Source organism: Mesonia aestuariivivens, from assembly GCF_019311235.1.
Lineage (GTDB): Bacteria > Bacteroidota > Bacteroidia > Flavobacteriales > Flavobacteriaceae > Mesonia > Mesonia aestuariivivens.
On the sequence record NZ_JAHWDF010000003.1, the window covers coordinates 181,356 to 203,636 of the forward strand.

The 22,281-nt window shown below is 33.3% G+C and carries 17 protein-coding genes; 3 read left to right on the forward strand and 14 right to left on the reverse strand.

Going from position 1 to position 22,281, the window contains the following annotated elements; translation table 11 throughout:
- Positions 1-5 precede the first annotated feature (5 nt).
- The 10 genes from KW502_RS04160 to purH all read right to left on the reverse strand — a co-directional run bounded on the left by KW502_RS04160 (position 6) and on the right by purH (position 12,419).
- Positions 6-1,499, reverse strand: a complete 1,494-nt coding sequence (locus KW502_RS04160; RefSeq protein WP_219039277.1) for a cellulose synthase family protein — start codon at positions 1,497-1,499, stop codon at positions 6-8.
- Positions 1,500-1,717: 218 nt separating this feature from the next.
- A complete protein-coding gene (locus KW502_RS04165) occupies positions 1,718-2,413 on the reverse strand; it encodes a glycosyltransferase family 2 protein (RefSeq protein WP_219039278.1) in 696 nt (231 codons plus the stop codon).
- Positions 2,414-4,006: a 4Fe-4S binding protein gene (locus KW502_RS04170; RefSeq protein ID WP_219039279.1), complete on the reverse strand. Its 1,593-nt coding sequence runs from the start codon at positions 4,004-4,006 to the stop codon at positions 2,414-2,416.
- Positions 3,999-5,300 (reverse strand): NAD(P)/FAD-dependent oxidoreductase, encoded by a 1,302-nt coding sequence (locus tag KW502_RS04175; RefSeq protein WP_219039280.1) that lies wholly within the window; start codon positions 5,298-5,300, stop codon positions 3,999-4,001. The genes KW502_RS04170 and KW502_RS04175 overlap by 8 nt, the downstream gene beginning before the upstream one ends.
- Positions 5,301-5,370: 70 nt before the next feature.
- Positions 5,371-6,624 (reverse strand): rod shape-determining protein RodA, encoded by a 1,254-nt coding sequence (gene rodA / locus KW502_RS04180; protein ID WP_219039281.1) that lies wholly within the window; start codon positions 6,622-6,624, stop codon positions 5,371-5,373.
- Entirely contained in the window at positions 6,625-8,487 is a 1,863-nt protein-coding gene (gene mrdA / locus KW502_RS04185) for a penicillin-binding protein 2 (protein WP_219039282.1), read from the reverse strand.
- A complete protein-coding gene (locus KW502_RS04190) occupies positions 8,484-8,990 on the reverse strand; it encodes a rod shape-determining protein MreD (protein ID WP_219039283.1) in 507 nt (168 codons plus the stop codon). The genes mrdA and KW502_RS04190 overlap by 4 nt, the downstream gene beginning before the upstream one ends.
- Entirely contained in the window at positions 8,983-9,801 is an 819-nt protein-coding gene (mreC, locus tag KW502_RS04195; RefSeq protein ID WP_219039284.1) for a rod shape-determining protein MreC, read from the reverse strand. Before mreC ends, KW502_RS04190 begins: the two co-directional genes overlap by 8 nt.
- 14 nt (positions 9,802-9,815) lie before the next feature.
- Positions 9,816-10,844, reverse strand: coding sequence for a rod shape-determining protein (locus KW502_RS04200; protein WP_219039285.1), 1,029 nt, complete (start codon positions 10,842-10,844; stop codon positions 9,816-9,818).
- A 42-nt stretch (positions 10,845-10,886) separates the two neighbouring features.
- Positions 10,887-12,419: a bifunctional phosphoribosylaminoimidazolecarboxamide formyltransferase/IMP cyclohydrolase gene (purH, locus tag KW502_RS04205; RefSeq protein WP_219039286.1), complete on the reverse strand. Its 1,533-nt coding sequence runs from the start codon at positions 12,417-12,419 to the stop codon at positions 10,887-10,889.
- A gap of 309 nt (positions 12,420-12,728) precedes the next feature.
- On the opposite strand from purH, the gene KW502_RS04210 reads away from it, so the two are divergent.
- Complete coding sequence (locus tag KW502_RS04210) at positions 12,729-14,045, forward strand: serine hydrolase domain-containing protein (RefSeq protein ID WP_219039287.1); 1,317 nt, start codon at positions 12,729-12,731, stop codon at positions 14,043-14,045.
- Between the two features lie 91 nt (positions 14,046-14,136).
- Here KW502_RS04210 and KW502_RS04215 read toward each other — a convergent pair whose 3' ends face one another.
- Complete coding sequence (locus KW502_RS04215) at positions 14,137-16,185, reverse strand: dipeptidyl-peptidase 3 family protein (RefSeq protein WP_219039288.1); 2,049 nt, start codon at positions 16,183-16,185, stop codon at positions 14,137-14,139.
- Between the two features lie 90 nt (positions 16,186-16,275).
- On the opposite strand from KW502_RS04215, the gene KW502_RS04220 reads away from it, so the two are divergent.
- The gene (locus KW502_RS04220; protein WP_219039289.1) at positions 16,276-17,355 is read left to right on the forward strand and encodes an SRPBCC family protein; all 1,080 of its coding nucleotides are present in this window, start codon (positions 16,276-16,278) and stop codon (positions 17,353-17,355) included.
- Positions 17,355-17,726: a fluoride efflux transporter CrcB gene (gene crcB / locus KW502_RS04225; protein WP_219039290.1), complete on the forward strand. Its 372-nt coding sequence runs from the start codon at positions 17,355-17,357 to the stop codon at positions 17,724-17,726. The genes KW502_RS04220 and crcB overlap by 1 nt, the downstream gene beginning before the upstream one ends.
- Here crcB and KW502_RS04230 read toward each other — a convergent pair.
- From KW502_RS04230 to KW502_RS04240, 3 genes are all read right to left on the reverse strand, one after another.
- Positions 17,719-18,351 carry a DUF1684 domain-containing protein gene (locus KW502_RS04230; RefSeq protein ID WP_255554052.1) on the reverse strand — a complete coding sequence of 211 codons (633 nt, stop codon included), beginning with the start codon at positions 18,349-18,351 and terminating at the stop codon, positions 17,719-17,721. The genes crcB and KW502_RS04230 overlap by 8 nt on opposite strands.
- Before the next feature lie 63 nt (positions 18,352-18,414).
- Complete coding sequence (locus tag KW502_RS04235) at positions 18,415-18,612, reverse strand: DUF1328 domain-containing protein (RefSeq protein WP_219039291.1); 198 nt, start codon at positions 18,610-18,612, stop codon at positions 18,415-18,417.
- A 184-nt stretch (positions 18,613-18,796) separates the two neighbouring features.
- A complete protein-coding gene (locus KW502_RS04240; protein WP_219039292.1) occupies positions 18,797-22,249 on the reverse strand; it encodes a methylmalonyl-CoA mutase family protein in 3,453 nt (1,150 codons plus the stop codon).
- Positions 22,250-22,281 lie beyond the last annotated feature (32 nt).

The window sequence follows — 22,281 nt, forward strand, 5'->3', positions numbered from 1 at the left end:
GCAATCTATTTTAGCTTTTTCAAAAAACGAAAGTTAGGGAAAAATGATTTTGAAACCACGAAGCCAAAACCAAAAAACAACATGAAGTGAAAAATTAAAAAACCGTAATCATTCAACTTAAAAGCGCTGTAGATAGCAAAGGCAAAATAAAAGCACAATATCAATTCAATTATTTGTATGAAATTAAAAGAATTTTTTAAAGATTTGTTTTCTTTCCGAATCTCATTTAGATTAGTAATATTAAATTTTGGCGTGCGCACGAAAGATGATTTTTTACCGAAATGACCTTCTAAAATCGCCCAAGTATTATGAACCGATAATCCCATCGCGATGGAAAAGAAAGCAAAAAATAAACCTATAAATTGGGAAACACTATTTTTATTTATGCCATGAATTTTGAAAAATGTAATTCCGTAGGCCATAAAAAAAATTACCGTAGCCAACCCAAAAAATGCCATCACATAAAAATAAAAGCTATAATCGAGAAACAGATTATTAATATATAAAACAGGTACGCTCAGCACTGCAATTATCAGCACCAACAAAAACATAGAGCTATTAAGCAGATGAAAAGATCCGTGAAATTTGGTCATCAACGACACTTGTTTACTCTTAAATAAACGACTATAATTTTTCTGAAAATTTTCTGCAGCTCCTTTGTTCCAACGAAATTGTTGAGAACGTGCGGCACTTATTGTAATTGGCAATTCTGCAGGAGTTTCTACTTTTTGCAAATACTTAAATTTCCATCCTTTTAATTGGGCTCGATAACTTAAATCCAAATCTTCGGTAAGCGTATCGCCTTGCCAATTTCCAGCGTCTAGAATACAAGATTTTCGCCATACGCCAGCAGTGCCATTAAAATTGATAAAATGATTCCCGAAACTTCTGCCCACTTGCTCTAAAACAAAATGAAAATCTAACGCAAAAGCTTGCACTTTTGTCAATAAAGAATAATCTCGATTAAGGTGCTCCCAACGGGTTTGCACTACACCAATTTTTTCATTTTTAAAATACGGGATGGTTTGTTGCAACCAATCTTCTTTCGGTATAAAATCTGCATCAAAAATGGCGATAAATTCTCCTTTTGCAACAGCTAAACCCTCTTTTAATGCACCTGCTTTAAAGCCTTTACGGTGACTTCTAATAATATGCTTGATGTTATAACCCTCAGTTTTCAATTGCTCTACTAAATGATGCGTTTGCAAAACCGAATCGTCGGTAGAATCATCGAGTACTTGAAAATCTAATTTTTCTTGCGGATAATCGAGTTGCACAATATTCTTCAGTAATCGTTCTACGACATATTCTTCATTATATAAAGGCAACTGAATGGTGACATAAGGAATTTCTTCTTCGTTTTGAAAATCAAATGTATCAGCAAAATCGGTTAGTTTTTGGGCTTTCCAATAATAAAAGATTAATTGCAACTGCGAGATTGCGTAGAGAAACACCACAAAAAGTGCTAACGTGTAAAGAATAAGAATTACTGTAATCATAAAAGATTTCTACTTTCGGGAGGTTCTCTAGATTGTTGTTGATAAACTTTTTGTCAATTAGTTTTCAACTTCGATTGAACTGACATTTATATTATTGTTTAGATTTTCCTCTTTTAAGCTGTTTAAATATCTTATAAAAGTTAATATTAAAAAATTCAAATAAGACCTTGAATCAAGTTCAGGGTAACGGTATTTTTAAATCGTAAAATTCGTAACATTTATTTAAAACTATATTTAAAGATCCAGCCTAAAATTTTTACGCCAGCCATTACAGCTCCTTTAATGGTTCCAGAAACTTTAGAAACTCCAATTCTGTTTCTATAGTTCACAGGCACTTCTACATACGAAAGTTTTTGCTTAATGGCTTTCAACTGCATTTCTACCGTCCATCCATAGGTTTTATCTTCCATTTGTAGCTTCAATAACTTATCATATTTAATTGCTCGAAACGGTCCTAAATCGGTAAATTTTGCACCAAAAAACAAACTCATTAAATGTGTAGCCAGCCAATTTCCAAAAATCTGAGGATACGTCATCGAGCCTTCTTCTCTAAGTCGATCTACTCTTGCTCCAATTACAAGATCAAGATCATCTTTAACAATGGGGTGAATAATTTTTAAAAGTTGCTCGGGGTAATCGCTGTAATCTCCATCTAAAAAAACAATTATATCTGGTTTTGCAGTTTGAACAGCCACATATTCCATTCCTTTTAAACAAGCGTAACCATAACCTTTTCGAGATTCGGTTAACACCGTAGCGCCAGCTTTACGAGCGTTTTCTTCGGTTTGATCTGTTGAATTGTTACTTACCACAATGACTTCTTCAACTAAATCAGGAATATCTTGAATCACTAAACCAATAGAATCTTCTTCATTAAAAGCGGGAATGATGACTTTTATACGAGGATCTTTCATTTACTTTTTTTGGTTGACGTAGTTCATCAAATCTACATCGTTGCCCAAAAGTACATCTTTCGGATTGATTCTTCCGTTAGGTGAATCATTTTCTAATTTCAGTACGCCACGCGGACAAACTTCAGCACAAATCCCACAGCCTACGCAAGAAGAACGTATAATATTTTCTCCCTTTTGCGCATAGGCTCGAACATCGATTCCCATTTCACAATAGGTAGAACAATTTCCGCAAGATATACATTGTCCGCCATTGGTAGTTATTCTAAATTTTGAAAACAAACGCTGCTGAAAACCTAAAACTGCTGCCATAGGACACCCGAAACGACACCAAACGCGACTTCCGAAGATGGGATAAAAACCAACGCCTATAACTCCGCTAAACACAGAACCAATTAAAAATGCATAGGTTGTTCTTAGTGTTTCAGCTTGAAAAAGAAATAGCGAATTTCCCCAAAAAAAATGAATAGCGATTAAGCCTATAATGATAACGAAATAACCAATTGCTCCATATCGCGCATCTTCTTGTAATTCTTGTCTACGAAAAATCATCACCCAACCAAAAACCAAAGTCAATATTGAGGCCACAAAACCTAGAAAAACATCTTTGTTCAACCAATATTTAGAAGTATCGTAATCTAAATAAGAATAGATTACGGCAGTAGTCATGAGCGTTACAAAAACCACCACGCTATGCACGACCCAACGTTCTATTTTCCAAGCGATTTGACGCTTATCACTTAAATGCCGAAATGGGTCACCAGCAGTTTCAGCTAAACCACCACAACCACAAACCCAAGAACAATACCAACGCTTGCCATATTTATAAGTAAGAATAGGTGTTATAACGAAAATTGAAATAATTCCAAAAATTAGCAGAGCCAACCCAATTGCCCCTGAATTTAAAAAACCATCGATTCTATATTGCTCAAAATTATAATAATTAAGAGGCCAAATGCTTTTTAAATCGTAATACGGAAGTTGTAAATGTTCTCCGTTTAATCTTGCCATTAACTCTGGAATGATAAAAGCAAATGCCGTTTGAAAAAACATAACAGATATTGTACGAATAATCTCGTAGCGACTATGACGATATTTCCAGATAAATTTGATGCCGAAAATTAATATAGAAAGTGAATATAAAGTACCATACATAAACCATTGGCTTGCAGGATTACCGCTCAAAGCATAACTCAACGGATCGAATAAAGCGACTAACCCTGTATTTTCAGCTTCACTATTTAAGCCTAAATATTGAGGATAAAAATAGAGTACTACATAGAAAATGGTAATTAAAACACCAAAAACCCAAGCCCAAAGCCCATGTGAGGTAAGTGATTTAAACCAAACGCCATCATTTTTAACTCCTTTGTATTTATCGCCATATATAGACCACGAAAAACCTATCACTCCTAAAGAAATAGATGTTAAAGACAAACTTAACCATAGCGGTTTATTGGGGAAATTAAGATTAAAGCTAGCTAATAATAAGATTGCAAGACCCAAAACGCCTAATACTAAAAACAGTTTCTGCCAGAAATTTAATTCTTGCGGTGGCTGTCCCGACAATGCCATATTATATTGAACTCTACTCATCAACTAAGTTTTTTTGAAATTTTGATTGCTGAAATGCTTGCTGCACTTTTTTTAAATATTTCTTTGAAAATTCTTTGTCGAAATTAGCTTTCTGTAATTGCAGAATAACTTTCTCTATAGGTAATTTTTCGGTTAGCCAAGCATCAACAATTTCGTGTCGTAAACGAATTCCAAAAGCATTGATACCAATAAACTTCTTAGAATTAGTTTCATATTGAAAATGAAGCGCTCGTTCATTTTTGGCATCTTGCCAATAAAAATCTGAATAGCCTTCTTTTTTTTTTGAAAAAACCCATCCATAAGTTTGATATTCTATGTCGAAAAATTTTGCTGAATTGAACCAATTACTAGGATTATATGCTGTAGGATTACCGCAAATAGTTTGCGCAACGGTTTCTCCCATTATTCTGCCTGTATACCAAACCGCTTCTACCGATTTTCGATGACCGATAGGTTCGCATTGTTGCGCACAATCGCCAATGGCATAAACATCAGGAATATTGGTAGCTAAGTTTCTGTTAACTAAAATACCGAGATCGGTTTCTAGCGCTGTGTTTTTTAGAAACGAGATATTAGGTTTTACACCAGTTGCAATCCCAACCCATTGGCAATCAATATGCTTCCCTGTGGTTGTTTTTATTGATTTTACACGGTTGTCGCTGTCTGGAATTATTTCTGCTAATTCAGTTTCAAATACTAAGTTGATACCGCGTTTTTCAATATGATTGCTAATTAATTTTCCTTCTTCAATTGGCAACACACTTCCCCAAAAATGAGATTCTCGAATAAGCATTGTCACTTCGATATTTCGAGTATGTAACATTTCGGCTAATTCAATACCAATTAAACCACCGCCTACAATAACCGCATGATTTAAATTTTCTGAATTATTATTTAATAATTCTAAATCTTGCTTGGCTACTAAACCTTGCACACCATTTAAATCTTGACCTTTCCAACCTCTAAAATGAGTTACCGAACCAGTCGCTAAGATTAACTTATCGTATACAATCTCTTCTCCTTCCGCAGAAATTAATTTTTTACTTTTAAAGTCAACTATGTTAATATAGGCTTGCTTTAATTCAATTCTATTTTTTTTCCAAAACGAATTTTCATAAGGTTGAGTATGTTCAAACTTCATATGTCCCATATACACATACATTAAGGCGGGACGAGAGAAAAAATATTCGTTTTCTGCGGAAATAACGGTAATTCTGTTATCAGAAAATTTACGAATATGTCGAGCAGCAGTGATGCCTGCAATTCCATTTCCGATAATAACGACGTGGCTCATGATAATTATTCTTCAGTTTTAAAGGTAAGCACTTCTTTTCAGAAAAAATTAAACAAAATAGTTAAAGCAATTACTGGTATGCTGCTTTTCTATTGGAATCTAATTTTATGAATATAAATAACAAAATAGTAAAGCCCCAAAGCCCTGAGCCGCCATAACTAAAGAAGGGTAACGGAATCCCTACGGTAGGAAAAACACCAATAACCATTCCTATATTTACTAAAAAATGAATAAATAAAATACCGGCAACGCTATAGCCATAAACTCGGCTAAATTGAGATTTTTGACGTTCTGCTATAAAAATTAATCGTGTAGTTAATGCTATAAACAACAAAATTACCATTGCACTTCCTGCAAAACCCCATTCTTCTCCTACAGTGCTAAAAATATAATCTGTATGTTGCTCAGGTACAAAATTACCTTTGGTTTGAGTCCCTTGCGTCCAACCCTTACCTGTCCACCCACCGCTACCAATCGCAATCTCGCTTTGATTGGTATTGTAGCCAATCCCTTTAGTATCTACTTCTTTACCCAAAACTATATTAAAACGATCTCGGTGACGCTGCTCAAAAACGTTATGAAATATATAATTTACAGAAAAAGCAAATAAAATAGACGTTAGGGAAATTATGATATACCGCCATAAATGCTTTCTTTTATTTTTTCGATTAAAAAATAAAAGAAGTAAAGCTAATATTACCACAGCTACACTCACCCAAATTGCACCAAAAATTAATGTAAATACAAAAAGTAAAACTAACGATAAACCTACAAGCAAATATCCGCCTGAGAGTCCTTCTCTATATAGAGGAAAAAAGAAGGCGGCATAAACTAAGGCACTTCCAGGATCTGGCTGTGGAATAATTACTAATGCAGGTAACATAATAATTAAAAAAGCCCCACATTGGTGTTTAAAAGATTTAATATTGGTCTGAATATCGCTTAAGTATTTTGCTAATGCTAATGCTGTGGCTGCTTTCGCAAATTCTGAAGGCTGAATACTAAAACCGCCAAAAGCATACCAAGAAGTAGCTCCAGAAATAGTTTTACCAAACACAAACAAACCTAAGAGCGACAACAAAGAAATTAAATAAATAACACTTGAAAAACGTTCATAAAATTTAGCTTCTACAGAAAGAATGAAAATGATTAAAAGAACACTCAATCCAATAAACAGGCCTTGTCTACCATAAATTTGGCTTAAGTCAAAAAAGCTCTGTGCACTTTCATTTAATGAAGCTGAATAAATATTTACCCATCCAAAAATTACAAGTAATAAAAACAATAAGATAGATACCCAATCGAAACCAGTACTTTTATTCATTTATTGATTAATTTTAAAAGGTTCTCCTGTATATGGCTTAGCATACTCATCTTCTAAGCTATGAGAAAGCACCCAACTTTCTAAGTCTGTACGAGAAATTTCTTCTTTTAAATATTTTTCAATCATTAAACTCGCTATTCTTCCTCCATATCGAGCTCCCCAGTAACCATTTTCTACGAATACAGCGATAGCAATTTTGGGATCATCTTTAGGAGCAAATGCTACAAAAATAGAATGGTCTGTTAATTGAACTCTTTTGCCATTAATCTTTGAATAATTTTCGGCAGTTCCTGTTTTACCACAAATTTCTACACCAGGAATTTGTAAAAATTGGGCTGTACCATATTCATAAACTCCATGCATTCCTTCTATAATAGGATCAAAATTTTCTGGATCTATGGTGGTGATATTTTTAGTGGTAAATTTTTTATTTTTTAAAGTATTCCCTTCAATTTCTTTTAGAATGTGTGGGGTATAATACCAACCGCGATTGGCAATCGTAGCTGTCATATTTGCTAATTGAATTGGAGTGGTTGCTATTTCTCCTTGACCAATACCATTGGATAAAGTATAGGTTGCTTGCCATCGATTTTCTGGATACCATTTATTATAGTATTCGGCATCTGGAATTCTTCCGGGCTGACCTACTGGTAAATCATTACCCAAAAAATCACCTAATCCAAAACTAGCCAAATGATCATGCCAAGCATTCATACCCGCCTGAGGAGTATCATATTTTTCGATGATTCTACGATAAACTTTTCCGAAATATGCATTACACGAATACGCTATTGCAGGAGACATACTTAACGGAGAGGGATGACCGTGGCACTTCATGCTTGAAGCTCGACCATATGAAAACCCATGGTGACATTCTATGCGTTCTTGTGTATTTATTACATTTTCTTGTAAAGCAATGAGTGCTGTCATTGTTTTAAACGGAGATCCTGGAGGGTACATCGCTTGCAAACTACGATCGTACAATGGCTTAGCAATAGTATCGTACCAAAGTTTATTAAAATTTTTACTCCGCTTTCTCCCTACTAACAAATCTGGATCATAACCAGGAGCGCTAATTAAGCTTAATAGTTCTCCAGTTTTAGGTTCTATCGCTACAATGCCTCCTCGCTTATTTTTCATCAATCGCTCACCGTAAGCTTGTAATTTAGCATCTAATGTAAGCGTGATATCTTTACCTTTTACTGGCAAACTATCGTAAATACCATCTTTATAAGCCCCTATTTCTCTATTAAATCTATCTTTCTGAATGTATTTTACTCCTTTTTTACCACGAAGAATATCTTCATATTGTTTTTCTACCCCTTGTCTTCCTATTAAATCTCCGGCTTGATAGTATGTGTTATTTTTTATTTCAGCAGTATTTGCTTCAGAAATATATCCTAAAACATTTGCTGCATAATCAATTTGATAATCTCTTGATGATCTTTTTTGAATATAAAACCCCTCATATTTTCTTAGTTTTTCTTGAAAATAGGCATATTCTTCTTTGGTTAATTGCGGAACAATTACGGAAGGTAATCTAGGAGAATAAATTTTAGCTTTATCTAAGCGTTTTCCTATATTTTCTGGGGTAATATTTAAAAGTGTCGAAAGTTCTAACGTGTCAAAAGGTTCTACTTCTCGAGGTATTGCCATAACATCATAAGAAGGTTGATTGGCTACCAAAAGATCTCCATTTCTATCGAAAATATATCCTCGTTGCGGATAATCATACTCTATTTTAATAGCATTATTTTGCGATAAAATGGCTGAGGAATCATCTAAAATTTGCAAATAAAAGAGTCTACCGATAAATACAAAACCAGTTAAAATAATTAATAAAAAAGGAAGTATTCTTCTCATCTATTTTTCTTTCTGAATAAAACCATTACCATTAAAATAAGTGCAATCGTAAATAGGCTTGAAAACAACGTGTCTTTTAGAACTTCAACTATATAATCTAAGTTAAAGTAACTCATTGAAAATAACACAAAATGATGTATTAGAACAATTAATGAAATATAAGTTAGACGTTGACCAAAAGGAGTTTGGTAAAACTTAATGGTTTGAAACTCGTAACTCACCCCAAATGTAAATTTTAAAATGTTAGGTCTAAAATAGGCTGCAACTAAACAAGCAGCGGCATTTACCCCTCCACTATCCTGAAAAACATCAATAACAATACCAATCAAAAATGAATAAACCAAAACTTTCCATTGTTGAATTGTAAAAGGTAAAAGCAATATAAATAATACGTAAAGGTATGGATTGAGGTAACCGAGAAAATTAATATTACTTAAAATTAAAACCTGAAGCAATACTAACAAAACAAACCTGATGATATTTGGACTTAATAGCTTATTCATTGAGCTCTAAAGATTTGATTTCATCTATGTTTTTATTGCTAATTACATAAACATAGCCAATATTGGTCATATCATTAAAAAGCCTTACATCTATCTTATAATAACTCTGGTTTTGATCTAAATTAAACCCATCTACTACACCTACGGGAACTCCTTTAGGAAAAATAAAAGATCGCCCATCTGTGGTGATTGTATCTCCTACTTTAACAGGAGCTAACCTAGGAACTTCTTCTAATTGAACAATATTGGGATCTTTACCATTCCAAATTAAACTACCAAAATGATTGGTATTTTTAAGCTGAACGCTAATTGATGAATTACTATTTAATATGGAAATAACTCTAGAAAAACCTGCGCTACTTTCTTCAACAATTCCTACTATACCGCGGCTAGTAATCACGCCTAAATCATTTTTAATACTATCGTGTTTTCCTTTATTAATTAAAATATAATTATCAATATTAACATATTGATTTCTTACAACCTTTGCTGAAGTGAACTGAAAAGGATTATCAAAACTAGAAGTATCTTGATATACGGTATCTAAACTTTTATTATTTAATTCGCCTAAACGAGAACGCAAGTATTTATTTTCTTCTACCAGTCTAGTGTTATATTCTTTGAGATTAAAATACTCTTCAATATTATTCACCCAATTGTAAACCCCTCCTGTTAAAAAATTAGCCGAATTAATAAACTTACTTTTATGGTAAGCATGAGACTGAACGGTAAAAACAAGTGATACAAAAAATAATAGCAAAAAAAGTAAGGTATTCTTATATTTTATAAGAAAATTGACAATTTGCTGCATAAATTCATTTTATTCTACTTGATAAGTACACTTTTAAACTTAGCTAAATTTTTTAAGGTAATCCCGGTACCTCTCACTACTGCTCTTAATGGATCTTCTGCAATATATACGGGCAATTCTGTTTTTTGAGAAAGCCTTTTATCTAAACCGCGCAACATAGAACCACCACCTGCTAAGTAAACTCCTGTATTATAAATATCTGCTGCTAATTCTGGCGGGGTTTGAGAAAGTGTTTCCATAACAGCATCTTCGATGCGTAAAATAGATTTATCTAGAGCTTTTGCTATTTCACGGTAAGAAATTTCTACCTGCTTTGGCTTCCCTGTTAATAAATCTCGTCCTTGAACGCTCATATCTTCTGGCGGAACTTCTAAATCTTCAGTAGCCGCACCAATTTGAATTTTTATTTTTTCAGCAGTACGCTCACCTACATAAAGGTTATGTTGTGTACGCATATAATAAACAATATCATTGGTAAACACATCTCCTGCAATTTTCACAGATTTATCACATACAATTCCTCCAAGAGCAATTACTGCAATTTCTGTAGTACCACCACCTATATCTACAATCATGTTTCCTTTAGGCTGCATGATATCTACACCAATACCAATAGCTGCCGCCATGGGCTCATGAATTAAATAAACTTCTTTACCGTTAACACGCTCAGCACTTTCTTTTACTGCACGCATCTCTACTTCTGTAATTCCTGAAGGAATACAAATAACCATTCTTAAAGCCGGAGTAAATACTCTCTTTTTTAATGCAGGTATTTCTTTTATAAAGCGAGTAAGCATTTGCTCACTAGCATCAAAATCTGCAATTACTCCGTCTTTAAGCGGCCTTATGGTTTTTATATTTTCATGGGTTTTCCCTTGCATCATCGCTGCTTCTTTACCTGCTGCAATAATTTTTCCAGTCACTCTATCTCTCGCCACAATAGATGGACTGTCTACCACTACTTTGTCATTATGAATAACAAGTGTATTAGCAGTTCCTAAATCTATTGCTATCTCTTCCGTTAAAAAATCAAAAAATCCCATAAATTATTTTAAAGCTTATCAGCGTATATAAAAGTATTAAAATTAATGTTTAAAATGACGTGTTCCTGTCATAACCATAGAAATATTATTTTTATTGCAATATTCTATACTTAATTTATCTTTTATTGATCCGCCTGGTTGAATAACTGATGATATTCCAGCATGATCTGCAATCTCTACACAGTCTGGGAAAGGGAAAAACGCATCGCTAGCCATTACTGCCCCTTTTAGATCGAAATTAAAAGATTGTGCTTTTTCTATAGCTTGTCGCAAAGCATCTACACGAGAGGTTTGCCCAGTTCCGCTAGCAAAAAGTTGTTTTCCTTTAGCTAAAACAATGGTATTAGACTTAGTATGCTTACCTATTTTTGAAGCGAAAAGTAAATCTTCTATCTGAGCTGCACTTGGCGCTGCTGTAGTCACTGTTTCTAAATCTTCTTTAGCATCTGTTTTGGTGTCTTTATCTTGAACTAAAACTCCGTTTAGGCATGTGCGTACGGTTTTGTCTGAATGTTCAGTTTCTTTCTGAATTAAGATGATTCTATTTTTCTTACCCTTTAAGATCTCTAGTGCATCTTCATCGTATGATGGAGCTATCACCACTTCACAAAACAGTTGATGAATCTCTTTTGCTGTTGCAGCGTCTATAGTTGTGTTACTAATCAAAACACCTCCAAATGCAGAAACAGGATCTCCAGCTAAAGCATCTACATAAGCCTGGTGTAAAGTATCTCGTTGTGCTAAACCACAAGCATTGTTATGTTTTAATATGGCAAAAGTTGGTGCTTCCCCTTTAAATTCATTCATTAAATTTACTGCTGCATCTACGTCTAATAAATTATTGTAAGATAGCTCTTTTCCGTGAAGCTTATCGAAAATAGCATCAAAATCACCAAAGAAATAACCATCTTGATGAGGATTTTCCCCATAACGAAGTTTTTTTCCTTCAGTAATACTGGCTTTATAAACAACTTCTCCATTTTCAGCATTAAAATAATTAAAGATTGCTGTATCATAATGAGAAGAAACATTAAAAGCTTTACCTGCAAAACGCTTTCTATCTTTCAAACTTGTTTTTCCTTCTCTTTCAGAAATTACGCTTAAAAATTCATCATAATCGGTCATCGAAGAAACACAAAGTACATCTTTAAAGTTTTTAGCCGCAGCTCTTATTAAAGAGATACCACCTATATCAATTTTTTCGACAATATCTTGTTCTGAAGCTCCAGAAGCAACAGTCTTTTCAAAAGGGTATAAATCTACAATCACTATATCTAACTGCGGAATTTCATATTGTTCCATTTCTAAAACATCACCTTTGTGATCTTGACGGTTTAAAATACCACCAAAAACCTTGGGATGAAGTGTTTTCACTCTTCCGCCTAAAATAGAAGGGTAAGAAGTAACATCTTCTACAGGAACTACGTCAATTCCTAAATCTTTGATAAAAGTTTCGGTTCCACCAGTAGAATAAATAGTGACGCCTAACTCATCTAATTTTCTTACAATTGGCGCTAAACCATCTTTATGAAATACAGAAATCAATGCAGATTTCGCAGTTTTATAATTACTCATGTTGTTGTGTTGTTTAAAAGTGCAAAAGTAATATTTTTATGCTAAAAGAAGCTAGCTTAAACACTCATTTTTAAGCTAAAATTTAATCTATAAACTAACTAAGCCATTTCATATTTATTGACTAAAATGGCATATTAAAAATCATGTAAACCAGTTAATGAATTATAGTATTAAAATCACTTTCACAAAAAACTGTATCTAAAATTTCACTAAATAACCTTAGTATCAGTTTTACATCCATTAATTTAATAAGTTTGAAACAATAATATATTTTATATATTAGATTCTATTATCTCAAATAAAATTTTTATGAAAAAAATTATAATCTTATTACTGTTATTTTCCCCTTGTATAGCTTTATCTCAAAAATTCAACAGTAAAAAATTAGACTCATTATTAGACCGAATCACAGAGGCCGATAAAGCGATGCTAAGTTTAGCTATTTACGAAGACGGAAAACCAATTTACACCAGAGCAATAGGTTATGCAGATGTAGAGAGCAAAATAGAAGCCAATCCAAAAACCATGTATAGAATTGGCTCGATTACTAAATCGTTTACCGCAACACTTATTTTAAAGTTAGTTGAACAAGAAAAACTTTCTTTAGACACGAAACTTGCCAAATATTATCCTGAATTACCTAATGCTGAAAAAATTACGATTAAGCATCTATTAAATCACCATAGCGGTCTTTTTAATTTTACCAACGATAAAAATTACACTTCTTGGATGCAACAACCAAAATCTAAAGCAGAATTAATCAAGATCATTAAAATTAACGGCACCGAATTTGAACCCAACGAAAAAGGCGAATACAGCAACACCAATTATGTGATATTAACTTGGATTGCAGAAGATGCAAGCAACAGTTCTTTTTCTGATTTACTTGAAAAACATATAATTGAACCTCTGGGATTAAAGCGTACTAAATACCAAGGAAAAATTAATACTAGTAATAACGAAGCGTATTCATACCAAATAGGTAATACCTGGATAAAAGCGACCGAAACCGCTATGAGTATTCCGCTGGGCGCAGGAGCTATAGTTTCTACACCTTCAGATTTAAACCTATTTTATACTGCGCTCTTTAATGGAGAAATTCTAAATACAGCTTCTTTAGAAAAAATGAAAACTATTGAAGATAATTATGGATTAGGTCTGTTTAAATTTCCATTCTATGAAAAGTCTTCCTTTGGTCACACGGGAGGTATCGATAGCTTTTCTTCTATGGCAGGCTTTATTGAAGAAGACCAATTAGCTGTAAGCGTTACTTCTAACGGAAGTTCAATTTCTTTAAACGATGTGGTCCTAGGAGCTTTGAGTATTTATTACAACAAAGACTATAAGTTACCTACCTATCGCAAATCTATTGACGTAGATCTTGCTACACTAAAACAGTATGAAGGAACTTATGGAAGTGACGAGTTTCCGTTAGACATTAAAATTTTTATTGAAGATGAAGTTTTAAAAGCTCAGGCTACCGGGCAACCGTCTTTTGTTTTAACTGCAGTAACTGAAAACACTTTTGAATTCTCTGCGGCTTCTTTAGAAATTGTATTTTCAACAGAAGATAACAATATGAAAATTACAGAATCTGGAAATAGCTATACTTTAGAAAAAAAATGATTTTTCACCAAATTAGTTAAATGAAATTATTTTTCAATAAAAAAGTCCTCTCTAAATAGAAAGGACTTTTTCATTTATTATAATACTACTATTAATTAATCTCTGGTAAAAAACCGTAATTTTTAGAATACATCATCATTTGTTTTTCAAAACTTTCTGGCTGAGTCACTTTAATGGTTTTAATTTCTCCATTATCATCCATTTCAGGAACTAAAACAGGATTAATAAATCCGCTATAAGGAGCAGATTTGAATTTCTCATTTCTTTCTAAAACCTCTTTATGAATTTCTTGATCTACTTTTACTCCGTAGTTTTCAACTAAATTTTTAGCCGCTTCAAAATCTCCTTCAGATTTAATTCGTTGAGCTTCTTTTAACAACTCTCCAAACAACTCTCTCAAACGCTCGTAATCTTTAATTTCGAAAGATGTTTTACCATCAACTTTCTCTTTTACGATAACTCCTTCTTCTTTTCCTTTTTCAAAAACCCAAGCGCTTACCCATTGGCGGTTACGCATGTGTGCTTCTTCGATATCGCTACCTACTTCTATACGAGTTAATTGCGTCATTAATCCGTTTCTTAAGTAATCGTTATAAGCTGCTTTTCCTAGTTTTTTATAATCGTCTGTTAAACCTAGTTCTTCTAATTTAGGATCCATTAAGTAGTAAAGACCAACTAAATCTGCACGACCTTCTTCCATCGTAGAAGCATAGTTTTTTAACGTTTCTTTAGTTTCTCCTACTCCAGCGTTAATTTTACCAGATGCATGACCCACCACTTCATGAAGTGCTGTATGTAATTTATCAGCTTGCGCTCCATATTTTTCTGAAAGCTGAATTTCTTCTTCATCGTGCGCAAACTCTTTTAATTTATTAGAACCGCCTGCATTTTCGTAAGCATGAATAATATTTCCTAAAGAAACAGATTTACTTCCGTGAGTAGTTCTAATCCAATTAGCATTTGGCAAATTCACACCAATTGGTGTACTTGGCGAAGCATCTCCTGCTTCTCCCGCTACGATAACGGTTTTATAGGTAACCCCAACTACAGAGTCTTTTTTATGAGCATCCATAATTGGCGAATGATCTTCGAACCACTGTACATTATCTTCTACGACTTGCATTTTTTTAGACATATCAAAATCTTTGATTTGCACAATAGTTTCGTAAGAACCACGGTAACCTTTAGGATCGTTATATACTTCGATAAAACTGTTGATATAGTCTATATTCCCTTCTGTTGCTTCTACCCAAGCAACGTTATAATCGTCCCAAGTTTGAAGATCTCCAGTTTTGTAGTATTTAATTAATAAGTCTAATGCGTTTGCTTGTTTTTCATTTTCGGCAACACCTTGAGCCTTTTCTAACCATTTGATAATTTCATCGATGGCCTGACCGTACATTCCGCCACTTTTCCAAACCTTCTCAACTAACTTACCATTTTCTTTTACAAGTTTAGAATTTAAACCGAAAGAAAGTGGGTGTTTTGGATTTGGTGATTTTTTTTCAGCATAAAAAGCATCTACCTCTTCTGCTGTAATATTCTCTCCATAAAAATTTACTGCAGAACCTTTTATTAACCCTTTATCTTCATTCAGGTTTACTTTTTTCATCGCTTTATCGTTAAATAAAACTTCGTAAGCTTCTCCTGTAAGTTTAGTATTGGTTTCTTTTAAAAGTGTATCAAAATATTCTTTTGAGAATTCTGGCATCATTTTATCCATCGAATAATGGTGATGAATCCCATTAGAAAACCAAAATCTTTTTAAATAGGTTTCAAAAGCTATCCATTCTTCAGCCTCTTTATCTCCTTCATAATTAGCATAAATATTTTCAAATGCTTTTCTAATCGTTAAGTTATGCTTGTAATTTTGATCCCAAAGTATATCACGACCAGACAACCCAGCTTGTGTTAAATAGTATACTAACGTCTGTTCTTTTAACGAAAGATTTTCCCAACCTGGGATTTGGTAACGTAATATTTTTAAATCGGCCACTTCTTCTGCCGTGTAATCAAAATTATCTACTGCAGCGTTTTCTGTTTCTTCAGTAGAAGTGTTAGCTTCTTCTTTTTTATTATCCTCGCAAGAGACAATAAACATAGATGCCGCTAAAAGCATGGGTATAAATTTAAATTTCATGATAATGACATTAATTGTTTTTACAAATGTAAGGATTAAGGTTTTTTAAATTGCGTATATTAGCTTAACAAAAATTAACAATTTTAAAAAATGAAAATTTTCAAGTACCTGTTTTTCTTAATTCTTATTATATTAATTGGAGGCTCTATTTATGTAGCCACTATTGATGGCGATTATCAGGCTGAAGAAACAATGGTGATGAACGTACCAGTCGCTATGGTTTATAATGAAGTGAATGATTTAAAAACTTGGGAAACATGGAGCCCTTGGAAATTAGAAGACCCTAATTTAGTAATTAACTACCTTGAAAAAACAAAAGGCGAAGGTGCTGCCTTTTCATGGATTGGAGATAAAAGTAACGACGGAAGTATTAAAACCGTAGAAGCTATTCCATATCAATCTATTCTTCAAGAAATTACTTTTGAAATTCCGTTTGGAGAATCTCAGGGAGAATTATACTGGGTTTTTGAGCCTGTAGAAGGTAAAACTAAAGTTACTTGGGGAGTAAAAGGAAAACTAAGTTTCTTCGAGAAAATTAAATTAACTATTGAAGATGAATCTTCGGTTCAAAAATTTCAAGAAAAATTTGAAAAAGGATTAAAAAACCTCAACAATAACCTTTCTGAAAAAATGAAAGAATACTCGATCAATATTGATGGAGTTACAGAATATGGCGGAACTTTCTATATGTACGTCACCACTGCTTCTAAAAATACACCTGAGGCTTTAGATAATAAAATGAAACAATTACTACCACAAGTCACTAGTTTTATGGAGACTAATGATATTGCTATGAGTGGAGCTCCCATGATTATTTACAATCAAATCAATAAAAACGCGAATACAGCTATTATATCTTTTGGAGCCCCAACCCCTAGTAAAGTTGTAACTCCTTCAGAAAGTGACATTTTAAATGGTTATTTAGAGAGAACTAAAGCTTTAAAAGTAACTCTAAAAGGTAATCACAGTAATTTACCTGAAGCTTGGTTACAGGCGAAAAACTATTTAGGAAAGACAGATTTTGTAATTAATAAAGAGATTTCACCTTTTGAAATTTATATTACAGATGCTTATAAAGAACCCAATCCATCTCGATGGGAAACTGAAATATACATTCCTATTAAAAGAAAAGAAAGCGAATTTACCAGCGTTAAAAATGAATCTCTTTAATGAAACAATTAGCATTAGTATTTTTAGGTGGAGGTACAGGAAGTATAATGAGATTTTTATTAGGAAAATGGCTTAATAATTTTTCTACAGGAATACCTTACGGAACCTTCTTAGCAAACGTACTAGGGAGTTTATTAATAGGTCTTATTTTAGGCTACTTTGCTAAATCTGAGCACCTCTCTCAAGAAACTACTCTACTTTTAGCGACAGGATTTTGTGGTGGTTTTACTACATTTTCAACTTTTGCCTACGAAAGTCATATGTTTCTGAGATCAGGAGATTTTATAACTTTTGCAGCTTACGGATTAACCAGTGTTATTATTGGTTTTGCAGCTGTATTTTTAGGAATGTGGTTGGTGAAGTTTATTTAACCGAATTATTCTTTTTAACAGAATGCTTTTTATACTTTTTTACTCCTGCTTCAATTTTAACAGGTAAATCATTCTCTTCAGGAGGAATAGGGCAAGAATAAACTCCATTGTAAGCACAATAAGGATTATAAGCTCTATTAAAATCTAAAATCACTTCTGATTTTTGTGGAATTTTAAAATCTAAATACCTACCACCGCCATAAGTCGTTTCACCATTGGTTAAATCTGTAAAGGGAATAAAAAGATAATCTTTGTACTGAGGATCTACACTTAAACGCTGACTTTGATAAACATTCAATTTCAACTCTTTTCCTTTTAAAATAAAATTTAATTCACCATATTTTACATAAATTGGTTTTCTTTCTGTAGTTGTAGGCATCACAAATGTTACTTGTGATTCAATTTTATGGAAAGTTGCTTTTACGATGTATGCTGAATCGATTTCAAAAAAATCTAAACTTTTAAAATTTTCTAAATCTTCATCTATTAAAGGTGAAGTATCTTTATTAGCAAATTCTTCATTTAAATGTTCCTGATAACCTTGAGAAGTAAATAAACTATCCTCTTGTGCATAAACACAAAGAGAAAAGCAACACATTCCGATTAAAAAAATTAAGCGTTCCAACTTTTAGTATTTACTACAAAGGTAATTTGAAAATGATTTTTTCTACTAAAAAAACAAGAAATATTATTTTCTTACTTTAATCTTTCTTAATTGTCTATTATTACTAAATAAACCTTTAGCTATAATTGAAACTATAAAAAGATCTGCAAAAATAATAAATAACACTCTTAAAATTTGGGTACCCGTAAAGTCTCCCATCGCGAAACCTAAAATTCCTGTTACTAATGTTAATACTAAAAAAATGATACTTTTATCTTTCATGTTTTCTATAATATTTTCGGTAAATATAGACGAGAAATCAATTGAAAAATATTAAGGTATTGCTAATTCTATTTAATTTAACCAAAAAAAATTTAATTAGTTAAACTGTGTTAACAAATCACCCACACAAAAAAGCCTTCAGTTTAGATTTAACTGAAGGCTTTCTACTTAAAAAAAAAATTGATTACATATTTCTTCGGTATTGGCCACCTACTTCAAATAAAGCTTCTGTAATTTGACCTAAAGAACAAACTTTAGTTGCTTCCATTAATTCTGCAAAAATGTTTTGATTATGAATAGCTGCATCTTGAACTTTACTGAGCGCTTCATCTGCACTATTCTCATAAGTTTTATGAAGTTTGGTTAAAGTAGTAAGCTGAAATTGCTTTTCTTCTTCGGTAGCTCTAATCACTTCTCCTGGAGTTACCGTTGGCGAACCTTTACTACTTAAAAATGTATTTACCCCAATAATTGGGAAATCTCCATTATGCTTTAAAGTCTCGTAATACAAACTCTCTTCCTGAATTTTAGAACGTTGATACATCGTTTCCATTGCGCCAAGTACACCACCACGTTCTGTAATTCTATCAAATTCTGTTAGCACTGCATCTTCGACCAAATCTGTCAATTCTTCAATGATAAAAGAACCCTGAATAGGATTTTCATTTTTAGCTAATCCTAACTCTTTATTAATAATAAGCTGAATAGCCATCGCACGTCTAACCGATTCTTCTGTTGGTGTAGTAATCGCTTCATCATAAGCATTGGTATGCAACGAATTACAGTTATCGTAAATTGCATACAAAGCTTGAAGTGTTGTTCTAATATCATTAAAATCGATTTCCTGAGCATGTAAAGATCTTCCTGAAGTTTGAATATGATACTTTAGCATCTGTGCTCTAGAATTAGCTCCATATTTATGCTTTAGCGCTTTAGACCAAATTTTTCTAGCTACACGACCAATTACCGCATATTCCGGATCTATTCCGTTAGAGAAAAAGAACGATAGGTTTGGGCCAAATTTATTAATATCCATTCCTCTACTTAAGTAATATTCTACATAAGTAAACCCATTAGCTAAAGTAAGTGCCAATTGCGTGATTGGGTTTGCGCCAGCTTCAGCAATATGGTATCCAGAAATAGAAACCGAATAAAAGTTTCTTACTTTATTATCAATAAAATATTCTTGGACATCACCCATTAAACGTAAAGCAAATTCAGTTGAAAAAATACAAGTGTTTTGCGCTTGATCTTCTTTTAAAATATCGGCTTGTACGGTACCACGAACCACCGCCATGGTTTCTTGTTTTATTTTCCCGTAAATCTCTTTTGAAAGCACAAGATCTCCAGTAACACCTAGTAACATTAAGCCAAGTCCATTATTCCCTTCTGGTAGCTCTCCTCGATATGTTGGTCGCTCTAAGCCACTTTCTTTATAAATAGCTTTAATTTTTTCTTCCACTTCTTCTTCGAGTCCGTTCTCTATGATGTACTTTTCACATTGCTGATCTATAGCCGCATTCATAAAGAAACCAAGCAACATTGGCGCTGGACCATTAATAGTCATACTCACCGAAGTTAAATGGTGTGCTAGATCGAATCCTGAATAAAGTTTCTTAGCATCGTCTAAACAACAAATAGAAACTCCAGCATTACCAATTTTTCCGTAGATATCTGGTCGCTCATCGGGATCGTTACCATATAAAGTTACCGAATCAAAAGCGGTAGAAAGACGCTTAGCCGGCAAACCTAAACTCACGTAATGAAAACGACGATTGGTACGCTCTGGCCCGCCTTCTCCTGCAAACATTCTGGTAGGATCTTCTCCCTGACGTTTAAACGGATATAAACCTGCCGTATATGGGAATTCTCCTGGTACATTTTCTTGTAAAAGCCACTTTAATAAATCTCCCCAAGCTTTATATTTTGGCAAAGCCACTTTTGGAATTTGTGAGTGTGAAAGTGACTCGGTATGCGTTTCTATTTTAATTTCTTTATCACGAACTTTAAAGGTATAAATAGGATCTTTGTATTTTTTGACGGTATCTTCCCATTTCAAAATTTCTTCCCAGTTGTAAGGATCAAAGTCCATTTTTGTTTTGTTGAATTGAGCAATCAGTAACTCTAAAAACTGTTGACCACCGTCATCCTGAACTTGATTCAGGATCTCATTTTCATCAAGACCAGACTTAGTTAAACAAGACTTCTCGACTCCGCTCGAAGTGACATTAATAACTGAAAGAATTGTCTTATAAATACCGTAGAGTTTTTGCGCTACTTCTACTTGGTTTTCTACAGTTTCATCATAACCACGATTATTTTCTGCAATTTCTGAAAGATACCTAACTCGTCTAGGTGGAATTACATATATTTTTTCAGACATCTCTTCTGAAATATGGTATTCACTTTTTAAGGAAGTTTCTGTTTTCTCTGCCAAGGTATCCATAATCTTACTGTAAAGATTATTCATTCCAGGGTCATTAAATTGTGAAGCTATCGTTCCATAAACCGGAAGTTTTTCAGCATCCTCATGCCATAACTGGTGATTACGTTGGTATTGTTTTTTCACATCACGCAAAGCATCTAAAGCACCACGTTTATCAAATTTATTAATAGCAACGATATCGGCAAAATCGAGCATATCTATTTTCTCCAATTGGGTTGCTGCACCAAATTCTGGTGTCATTACATAAAGAGAAACATCTGAATGGTCTAAAATTTCGGTATCACTTTGCCCAATACCTGAAGTTTCTAAAATAATTAAATCATATTCCGCAGCTTTTAAAACCTCTATCGCTTCTTGTACATATTTAGAAAGTGCCAGATTGGATTGACGAGTGGCTAAAGAACGCATATAAACTCGTGGTGAATTAATGGCATTCATACGAATACGGTCTCCTAATAAAGCGCCACCGGTTTTTCTTTTTGACGGATCTACCGAAATAATCCCAATGGTTTTATCTTCAAAATCTACTAAAAAACGACGCACCAATTCATCTACTAAAGAAGATTTACCAGAACCACCAGTTCCTGTAATTCCCAATACTGGAGTTTTGATATTCTTATTTTTCTCATGAATTTCACCTAAAGTAGACTTTGCTATGTCAGGAAAATTTTCTGCAGAAGAAATAATCCGCGCAATAGCTTTATCATTTTTAGAAGCAAGTTGTTCTAATTCTCCATTCAAAACATCACCAATGGCGTAATCTGATTTTTGAACCAAATCATTAATCATTCCTTGTAAACCTAATTCTCTACCATCATCGGGAGCATAAATTCTTGTAATTCCGTATTCGTGAAGTTCTTTAATTTCATCTGGAAGAATTACGCCGCCACCGCCGCCAAATATTTTAATATGCCCTGCTCCTTTTTCTTTGAGTAAATCATACATATATTTAAAATATTCAGTATGCCCTCCTTGGTAAGAAGTCATCGCAATCGCATTGGCATCTTCTTGTATTGCCGTATTTACTACTTCTTCTACACTTCTATCGTGACCTAAATGTATCACTTCTACTCCCGTAGATTGAATGATACGTCGCATAATATTAATAGCGGCATCGTGACCATCAAATAATGAGGCTGCTGTAACTATTCTTACTTTATAATTAGGTTTATAAGGCTTAGGTTGTTCCATTGAATTATTCTGAATTTCTGATGGGTAAATTT